Below are 6,398 nucleotides of genomic sequence, written 5' to 3'. Positions count from 1 at the left end.
TCGGCTACATTTATTCGGAAATGTATCAAGGAGGAAAAGTCAATCAAGTATATGGTGCCAGACGAGGTGGCAGAGTATATCAAGGTGCACAAGCTATACCTGTAAATAATGCACAGGCATATAAAAGGAGAAGCCCGCTGAATGCTCAGCGGGCTTCTCCTTTATAAAGGTATGAGATGCTTACACGGTCATGATCTCAGCTTCTTTCTTCGCAAGGAGCTCGTCCATTTTCACAATGTAGCTGTCTGTCATCTTCTGAACTTTAGCTTCCGCATCACGCACAGCATCTTCTGAGGTGCCTTCTTTCTGCAGTTTTCGCAGTGAGTCGTTCACATCTTTGCGAATGTTGCGAATCGCAATCTTGCCGTTTTCAGTCTCGTTCTTCACTTGCTTCACCAGGTCACGGCGACGCTCTTCCGTCAGTGGCGGAATGTTCAGACGGATGGAATCTGCTTCATGCTGCGGATTCAGGTTTAGGTCACTGTTTTTGATGGCTTTGCCAATTTCAGCAACCATGTTCTTTTCCCATGGCTTGATCAAGAGCGTGCGTGCGTCCGGGGCGGTGATACCAGCAACCTGAGAGATAGGAGTTGGAGTGCCATAATAATCTACGCGCAGATCCTCTACCATGGCAGGAGAGGCTTTGCCAGCTCTGATTTTAAGCAGCTCAGAGTTTGTATGCTGTACCGATTTTTGCATCGACTCCTCGGCTTCGCTGAGGTAAAACTGAATTTCTTCCGTCATATCAATTTTAGCTTAATAAGGTTCTTCTGTTATCTTATGTATACTGCAATTTATTAATTCTTGTCAGTTGAGCCTGCTCCTTCTGAAGCCTGGATATTATCGATGGCTTCTTCTATTGAGTCTGCCAGGTCTTCCATGCTTACAAGCGTGCCGATTTTCTCGCCCTGTACCAGTCGCTTCAGGTTGCCTCCGGTGTTCATGTCGAATACAATGATTGGCAAGCCGTTTTCCTTGCAGAGTGTAAAGGCAGTCATATCCATTACGTTCAGGCCTTTCTCGAACACGTCTTTGAAGGAGATATTCGAGTAGAATATCGCGTTCGGGTCCTTCTCTGGGTCAGCTGAGTATATGCCGTCTACACGGGTACCCTTCAATACAACGTCCGCTTCTATTTCGATGGCACGAAGGCTGGCGGCTGAGTCGGTTGTGAAGTAGGGATTGCCTGTGCCAGCTCCGAAAATAACGACACGTCCTTTTTCAAGGTGACGCACTGCACGGCGACGGATATAAGGCTCGCATACCTGCTGAATATTAAGACCTGACAGCAAACGGGTATAAACCCCAAGCTTCTCGAGCGCACTCTGCAAGGCCATACTGTTGATGACAGTAGCCAGCATGCCCATGTAGTCGCCCTGCACGCGGTCAAGACCTACCTGCTCAGCCTGCACGCCTCTAAAGATGTTGCCACCTCCGATCACAACTGCTACTTCAACGCCAAGTGCGGCTACTTCCTTAATCTCCTGCGAGTACTGCATCAGTCTGTCTGAATCGATGCCGTACTGCTGTTCTCCCATCAGCGCTTCGCCGCTTAACTTCAGCAATATTCTTTTATACTTCACGGTCGTTTTATAGTAATGTTAACGTTTATGATGCTCATGCTGCGGCAAGGCAGTCTGTGCTGCCCGTCCGGCAACACAAAAAATTAAAATTGAATCAGGATCTGATTTTTCTCCACGTTCTGTTTGACGGCCACCTTTATTTCCTTCACTACGCCATCACCCGGCGATTTGAGGATGTTTTCCATTTTCATGGCCTCCAGTATCATAATAGGGTCGCCTTTCTTTACCTCCTGCCCGGGCTGTACTTTTATTTCGAGTATTAAGCCTGGCATAGGAGCTTTCACATCATTCACTTTCTGCGCATTGGCATTGCTCATACCTAGCTTGTCGAGCAGCAGGTCGAAACGATCTTTCGCGCTTACGGTCTGCTTTACGCCATTTATCTTGAAAGTAAATGTTTTGGCCTGATAGTCAGCTTCTACCAACTCTGCGGTATACGACTTATCGTCTTTTATGATGTGGTATCTGTTAGGGCCGAGGGGAGAAATATCCCAGTTGAAAGGTGATCCATTAAGTAGAATAGCGTCTTTTTGAATATCAACCTGCCATGTCTTGTCGTTAGCGGTTTTTATTTGGAGCATCTTTATAAATCAGATTTTGGAAGCTTAAAGATAATTGATTTATCAGAGTATTTTTAGAAATTGAGCTCAAAATTAAAACATTCCATCATGAATCATAGGTTTCTGAGCATAGTTGGCCTTGCTGCCGCTATGGCTTTTACGGGCGGTTGCAGTGTGAACAAACAAACCAAGGCGACTCTTCCGGTTGAGCCAGTTACGAGCAAGCCAGCTCTGGAGATTGCCGAACCTCCTGTATGGGCACCCAAGAACCACGCCTTCAATCCCTCCAAGACACGGGTGCACGACTTGTTGCATACCAAACTACGTGTCAGCTTTGATTGGGAAAAACAGTACTTGCATGGCATAGCTGAGCTAACACTAAAGCCTTATTTCTACCCGCAGAGCCAGCTGGTACTTGATGCCAAAGGGTTTGACATCCACAGTGTAAACCTGATGAATGGCTTTGATGCAAAAGAGCTGCAGTATACCTATGACGGCATGAAACTGACCATTGATCTGGGGAAGCAATATACCCGGAACGATAAGTATATCATTGAGATAGACTATACGGCAAAGCCAAACGAACTGGCAGTAGGAGGCAGTGATGCCATTACGGAAGACAAAGGACTGTACTTCATCAATCCAAAAGGAGAGGATCCGAATAAGCCTCGACAGATCTGGACGCAGGGCGAAACTGAAGCAAGCTCTGCCTGGTTCCCGACGATCGACTCGCCAAACGAGCGCATGACGCAGGAACTTTACATCACCATCGATCAGAAATTTACCACGTTATCGAACGGTACTTTTGTATACTCACGCAAAAACCCCAACGGTACAAAGACTGACTACTGGAAAATGGAGCAGCCGCATGCGCCATACCTGACCATGATGGCTATTGGAGAGTACGCCGTAGTAAAAGACAAGTGGCGTGACCTGGAGGTGAACTACTATGTGGAGCCGGCTTATGAGAAAACTGCGAAGAAGATATTTGGTAATACGCCCGAAATGCTTGAGTTCTTCTCAAAAAAACTAGGCGTGGATTACCCCTGGTCGAAATACTCGCAGGTGGTCGTGCGCGACTTTGTGTCAGGAGCTATGGAAAACACATCGGCCTCTACTTTCATGGAAGACCTGCAACTGAATGAGCGGGAGCTTCTTGATAAAAACTGGGATGGCATCATTGCGCACGAACTGTTCCACCAGTGGTTCGGTAACTACGTGACCACAGAATCCTGGGCTAACCTGCCGCTTAACGAGGCGTTTGCCAACTATTCTGAATACCTGTGGACAGAGCACAAGTACGGTGCTGATGAAGCCGCCTTCCATCACCTGGACGAATTGGGGCAGTACCTTGATGAATCCGAAAGTAAGCGCGAACCGCTGATTCGCTATCGCTATGCGGATCGGGAAGACATGTTCGACAGTCACTCCTATGCCAAGGGCGGCCGTGTGCTGCACATGCTACGCAAATATGTTGGGGACGAAGCCTTCTTCTCTTCACTTAACCGCTACCTCACACAGAACAAATTCTCAGATGTAGAAGTGGCTGAATTGCGCATGGCCTTTGAAGATACTACTGGCGAAGACTTAATGTGGTTCTTTGATCAGTGGTTCCTGCGAGCCGGTCATCCGGAGCTTAAAGTTAGCCATACTTATCAGAACGGTGCGCTTGCGCTTCAGGTATGGCAGCAACAGGATACAATATACCAGCCAGTGTATAGGTTGCCGCTGAAAGTAGCAGTTTGGGAAAATGGCAAGAAAGCAGAACATAGTATCGAGATCACAAAAGCAAACCAGGTGTTTAACCTGCCTGTGGATGCAGAGCCGCAACTTGTGCTGTTTGACAGCGAGCAGCAGCTACTTGGTACTGTAGAGCATGCGAAGACAGCCGAAGAATTGGAGTTTCAGTTTAACAATGCAGGCGGGTTGGCTGCAAAACTTGCGGCATTGGAAGAGTTGGAGAAGGAGTTAAGCCAGCAGGAAATGGTAAGCCTGTTACAGGGCGTTTTGAAAGACGAATTCTGGGCTGTGCGAAACCTGGCTTTAGATGTAGCGGGACGATTGCCAGCTAAGCAGACAGAAACGCTGGAGCCAATTGTGAAGCGAATAGCTGAAAGCGATGCAAAGGGTGAAGTAAGAGCAGGTGCGATCATGCTGCTTTCTGAATGGGGCGATGATGAGTATAGTGAGCTATATAAGAAAGCAATGGAAGATGACTCCTACAAAGTGGCAGCCGCAGGTATACTGGGCTATGCTATGACAGAGGCACCTGACATCAACCAACGCCTGGCTAGTTTTGAAAAGGAGACAAATGAGGAAATCGTGCTGGCGCTGGCTTCATACTATGCAGTGAAAGGAGGAGCGAAAAAGTATGATTGGTTTATGAAGCAGATGAAAAATGCCAAAGGAGCAGGCCTTTATTATCTGTTGCAGAGCTACGGCGCATTTATGGCGGTAAACCCGGAAGCCTATACCCCCGAGGCGATTGGTATGCTGGCAGAATTAGCACAGGAGCATCGACTGTATTACGTACGCATGGCTGCCTTTCAAACACTTATGGTGCATTCAGAGCGTCCCGAGATAGTAGAGTTGCTTAAAGAAATAAGAGCGAATGAGCAAGATAAAAGGCTTCTGGAACTGTACAATCAGGTTGCGTTGTAGAGCACCCAGAAAAAAAAGTGAATAATTTTTTTGAGAATATTTGACTGGAAAGAAAAAGCGCTTAATTTTGCATCTCCTTAGAACGAACAGCGGACTGAAAAACAGTTTTGAAGTGCTAAGGAAAGGCTGAATAAGTCAGCCAGGTTGAATATTAGGGGAGATTCCAGAGCGGCCAAATGGGACGGACTGTAACTCCGTTGTAGTGATACTTCGCAGGTTCGAATCCTGCTCTCCCCACAATTAAGACCACGCTATTTAATGGTTTGCTTCATTAAAAGCGGGAGTAGCTCAGTTGGTAGAGCGATAGCCTTCCAAGCTATAGGCCGCGAGTTCGACCCTCGTCTCCCGCTCAATAAGCAAACGGCGTGCTGCTTATCAATTATGGGTTGCTTTGTAAGGAATTTCATGAAGATGGATTTCCTTTTTAGTATAAACTCATTTTTAAGATAAGTGATGGCAAAAGCGACGTAGCTCAGGGGTAGAGTACTTCCTTGGTAAGGAAGGGGTCGTGGGTTCAATTCCCATCGTTGGCTCAAAGTCCGTTACGTGTATAATTAACGCAACATACTTAAACGTTTTAACCTTAATTTAATTATCATACAATGGCTAAAGAAACATTTGACCGTTCCAAACCGCACGTAAACATCGGTACTATCGGTCACGTTGACCACGGCAAAACAACTTTGACTGCTGCCATTACTACAGTTTTGGCTAAGAAAGGTCTTGCTGCACTTCGCGACTTCTCTTCTATTGATAACGCTCCGGAAGAAAAAGAAAGAGGTATTACAATCAATACTTCTCACGTAGAATACGCAACTGAGAACCGTCACTATGCTCACGTTGACTGCCCAGGTCACGCTGACTACGTGAAGAACATGGTTACTGGTGCTGCTCAGATGGACGGTGCTATCCTTGTGGTTGCTGCAACTGATGGTCCAATGCCACAGACTCGTGAGCACATCCTTCTTGCTCGTCAGGTAGGTGTACCTCAGCTGGTAGTATTCATGAACAAAGTTGACATGGTGGACGATCCAGAGCTTCTTGAGCTTGTTGAGATGGAAATCCGTGAGCTTCTTTCTTTCTATGATTTCGACGGCGACAACATTCCAGTTATCCAGGGTTCTGCTCTTGGTGGCTTGAACGGCGACGAGAAGTGGGTGAAGACAATCGAAGAATTGATGGCTGCAGTTGATAGCTATATTCCGATTCCAGCTCGTTTGACTGACCTTCCATTCCTGATGCCAGTTGAGGACGTGTTCTCAATCACTGGTCGTGGTACTGTAGCTACAGGCCGTATCGAGCGTGGTGTGATCAACTCTGGTGAGGCAGTTGAAATCCTGGGTATGGGTGCTGAGAACCTTAAGTCAGTAGTAACTGGTGTTGAGATGTTCCGTAAGATCCTTGACCGTGGTGAAGCTGGTGACAACGTAGGTCTATTGCTTCGTGGTATTGAAAAATCTGATATCCGTCGTGGTATGGTTATCTGTAAGCCAGGTTCTGTGAAGCCTCACACGAAGTTCAAGGCTGAGGTTTACGTTCTTTCTAAAGAAGAAGGTGGACGTCACACGCCGTTCTTCAACAAGTACCGTCCACA

General features: G+C 46.9%; 5 protein-coding genes and 3 tRNA genes. 5 read left to right on the top strand and 3 right to left on the bottom strand.

The window, feature by feature from the left end; all coding sequences use genetic code 11:
• Positions 1-180 precede the first annotated feature (180 nt).
• The 3 genes from frr to O71_RS04400 form a co-directional block, all read right to left on the bottom strand.
• On the bottom strand, positions 181-744 hold the full coding sequence (gene frr / locus O71_RS04410; RefSeq protein ID WP_007653648.1) for a ribosome recycling factor: 564 nt from the start codon (positions 742-744) through the stop codon (positions 181-183).
• A gap of 53 nt (positions 745-797) precedes the next feature.
• A complete protein-coding gene (gene pyrH, locus O71_RS04405) occupies positions 798-1,583 on the bottom strand; it encodes a UMP kinase (RefSeq protein WP_007653646.1) in 786 nt (261 codons plus the stop codon).
• Positions 1,584-1,666: 83 nt separating this feature from the next.
• Positions 1,667-2,164, bottom strand: coding sequence for a biotin/lipoyl-containing protein (locus O71_RS04400; protein ID WP_007653645.1), 498 nt, complete (start codon positions 2,162-2,164; stop codon positions 1,667-1,669).
• 87 nt (positions 2,165-2,251) lie between these two features.
• On the opposite strand from O71_RS04400, the gene O71_RS04395 reads away from it, so the two are divergent.
• From O71_RS04395 to tuf, 5 genes are all read left to right on the top strand, one after another.
• Positions 2,252-4,804 (top strand): M1 family metallopeptidase, encoded by a 2,553-nt coding sequence (locus tag O71_RS04395; RefSeq protein WP_007653644.1) that lies wholly within the window; start codon positions 2,252-2,254, stop codon positions 4,802-4,804.
• A gap of 154 nt (positions 4,805-4,958) precedes the next feature.
• Positions 4,959-5,041, top strand: a tRNA-Tyr gene (locus tag O71_RS04390).
• A gap of 40 nt (positions 5,042-5,081) precedes the next feature.
• A tRNA-Gly gene (locus O71_RS04385) sits at positions 5,082-5,154 on the top strand.
• A 113-nt stretch (positions 5,155-5,267) separates the two neighbouring features.
• Positions 5,268-5,337: transfer RNA gene (locus O71_RS04380), tRNA-Thr, on the top strand.
• A gap of 69 nt (positions 5,338-5,406) precedes the next feature.
• Positions 5,407-6,398, top strand: a 992-nt coding sequence (gene tuf / locus O71_RS04375; RefSeq protein ID WP_007653643.1) for an elongation factor Tu, incomplete at its 3' end; no start/stop codon positions are given.

This window comes from Pontibacter sp. BAB1700, assembly GCF_000277005.1.
GTDB lineage: Bacteria > Bacteroidota > Bacteroidia > Cytophagales > Hymenobacteraceae > Pontibacter > Pontibacter lucknowensis.
This window is presented reverse-complemented; position numbering and strand designations above follow the sequence as displayed.

Bases quoted from the DNA above. Each gene is read 5' to 3' on its own strand.
- O71_RS04400 (WP_007653645.1), bottom strand. From the start codon at position 2,164: ATGCTCCAAATAAAAACCGCTAACGACAAGACATGGCAGGTTGATATT.
- frr (WP_007653648.1), bottom strand. From the start codon at position 744: ATGACGGAAGAAATTCAGTTTTACCTCAGCGAAGCCGAGGAGTCGATG.
- O71_RS04395 (WP_007653644.1), top strand. From the start codon at position 2,252: ATGAATCATAGGTTTCTGAGCATAGTTGGCCTTGCTGCCGCTATGGCT.